The sequence below is a fragment of the Occallatibacter sp. genome (assembly GCF_049802275.1).
Lineage (GTDB): Bacteria > Acidobacteriota > Terriglobia > Terriglobales > Acidobacteriaceae > Telmatobacter.
Genome location: NZ_JBARMD010000290.1, coordinates 1 through 2,203, shown reverse-complemented (window position 1 = coordinate 2,203; position 2,203 = coordinate 1). Strand labels below are relative to the sequence as shown.

The following is a 2,203-nucleotide window of genomic DNA, read 5'->3' as shown; positions in this document are numbered from 1 at the left end:
AGCGCGCCTAAAGAGGTCCCGGCGAAGTATAGGAGGAAGAGCAGGCCGGAGGTGGAGTCGCTGAGATGAAAACGGGCGGCGATTGACGGGAGTAGAGCGCCACCGACCGCGTGGAGTACACCCGTGAGCGCGAAGACCGGATGAAGGATGGCGAGGGTTCGTGCCGGGGAGGTCTTGAATGCGAATGGCATCGAAGGATCAGGCGCGCTTGATGCGGTTGCGTTTTGGATTTGGCGGGCTTGTGGATTCGCGAATGACGAGTTCGGGGTGAATGGGAACGAAGTCAGGAAACGTAGCCTGCGCGCGAATCCGCTGCAGCAGTATGCGCGCAGCCGTGGTTCCCATTTGATAGAGCGGCTGGCGAACTGTAGTGAGGCTTGGGTTGTGGAATGCCGCACCTTGAATATCATCGAAACCTACCACTGAAACATCGCCGGGAACCTGCAGGCCGTGATTCATCAAAGACCGAATAGCTCCGATGGCGGCGACATCGTTGTAGCAGAGGAGCGCGGTAAAATCGCCGCCGCGCTGGATGAGTTCGTTAGCCGGCTCGAAGCCGAGTTCCGGCGTGGAGACGCGGAGCTGTAGTTGCACCACAAGCTCCGGCGGCACAACCAGCTTCAGATCGCGAGCGACGGCCATGAGGCAATTCCAGCGATCATCAGCGTCGGAGCTGTGGCTACCTCCGCGCATGAAGGCGATTTTGCGGTGACCCAGCTGGTAGAGATGCCGCAGGGCAAGTTCGGCGGCACGCTTCTGGTCCAGGACAACGTTCGTTACACCGTCGATCTTGCGATGGCCCGCGACAAGAACCGTGGGGAGAACGCCCAGGCTCTTTTCGAGGGCGGTGTCGATGAAGATGAAGCCTTCGACGGAGCGATCCATGAACAGGCGGGGATACTCTTCAATGAGGTCTGGCTTGCGGCGGTGACTTGCGGTGAGGTAGAAATAGCCCTCTTCAATAAGGTGCTCTTCTACGCCGCTAAGAACCTGCATGGCATAGCTGTCGCTGAGTTCGGGAACGAGGACGCCGACGGTGAAGGTCTGGCGTTTGCGCAGGGATCGCGCGAAAAAGCTGGGACGGTAGTCGAATTTTGCAGCAGCCTGGGTAACGCGATCACGCGTTTCCTGCGGGATGGAGCGGACTCCGGGAGCGTTGTTCAAGACCAGCGAGATGGTAGCGGGCGACAGGTTGAGGTACTCGCCAAGGGAGCGCAGGCTGATCGGCTGGCCGGGCTGAGGCGCCGTTCCTGTTTTGGATCGCTTGGGCATGCACCTCTGTTTTAACACTGTGGAGCCGAGGAGCGTTGCATTTTCGCTTTTGTGGGGGGCGGATGTTCGCGCGGCGCACACCAACGCGCGGTGGACCGCAAGACGCGAGCAAGGTTTGTGCGCGAGAATGATTCCGCCTGCGAATTGCAGCGGAGGAGCGTATGAATCGGAGGTTTATTTGTTTTTGCCTTGTTTCTTTCTTTGTTCTTAGCGCAGGACGCGTACCGGGGCAGGCGGGACCTGGCGTGGTTGGGATTTTTGAGGGGCACCAGGATGTAGGTACTGTGCTGCATCCGGGCTCGACGAGCTACGACGCTTCGAAACAGAGCTACACAGTGATGGGAAGCGGCGACAACATGTGGTTCGGCATGGATGATTTTCAGTTTGCCTGGAAGAAGATGAGCGGGGATCTGGCGATCTCGGCGGATATTGCGTTTGTAGGAGACAAGGGAAATCCTCATCGCAAGGCGGTTCTGATGATCCGGCAGAGCCTGGATGGGAACTCGCCCGCGGTGGATATTGCGCGACATGGCGAGGGGCTGACGTCGCTGCAGTTTCGCGATGCGGCCGGCGCAGACGATCACGAAGTGCAGTCAAACGTGACCGGGCCGAAGCGGGTGCGGCTGGAAAAGCGCGGCGACTATTTCTATGCGTTTGTTTCAGGGCCTGACGGCAAGCTGGAGCCATCGGGGGCGTCGACGAAGCTGGTCCTGGACGGACCGTTTTACGTGGGGATTGGCGTTTCCGCACACGACAAGGAAGCGACGGAAACAGCGCTGTTTTCGAATGTAAAGGTGGAGGCGCTCTCGCAGGCCGGCGAGAAACCGGTGCCTTACAGCACGCTCGAGACGGTGCCGGTTGCGTCGGCGGATCGGCGAGTCGCGTACGTAGCACAGGCGCATTTTGAGGCGCCCAACTGGTCGCGCGATGG

Annotated in this window: 2 protein-coding genes and 1 pseudogene; 1 reads left to right on the top strand and 2 read right to left on the bottom strand. The window is 59.6% G+C overall.

All coding sequences use genetic code 11. The features are described 5' to 3' along the window. A pseudogene (locus WA354_RS10160) lies at positions 1-191 on the bottom strand (MFS transporter); the annotation flags it as partial. 7 nt (positions 192-198) lie between these two features. Further along, the gene (locus WA354_RS10155) at positions 199-1,272 is read right to left on the bottom strand and encodes a LacI family DNA-binding transcriptional regulator (RefSeq protein ID WP_472812894.1); all 1,074 of its coding nucleotides are present in this window, start codon (positions 1,270-1,272) and stop codon (positions 199-201) included. 161 nt (positions 1,273-1,433) lie between these two features. On the opposite strand from WA354_RS10155, the gene WA354_RS10150 reads away from it, so the two are divergent. Further along, positions 1,434-2,203 (top strand): hypothetical protein (locus WA354_RS10150; RefSeq protein WP_472812893.1); only part of this gene is annotated, 770 nt, incomplete at its 3' end.

Excerpts from the sequence above, each read along its gene's own strand:
- WA354_RS10155 (WP_472812894.1), bottom strand. The coding sequence starts at position 1,272 with ATGCCCAAGCGATCCAAAACAGGAACGGCGCCTCAGCCCGGCCAGCCG.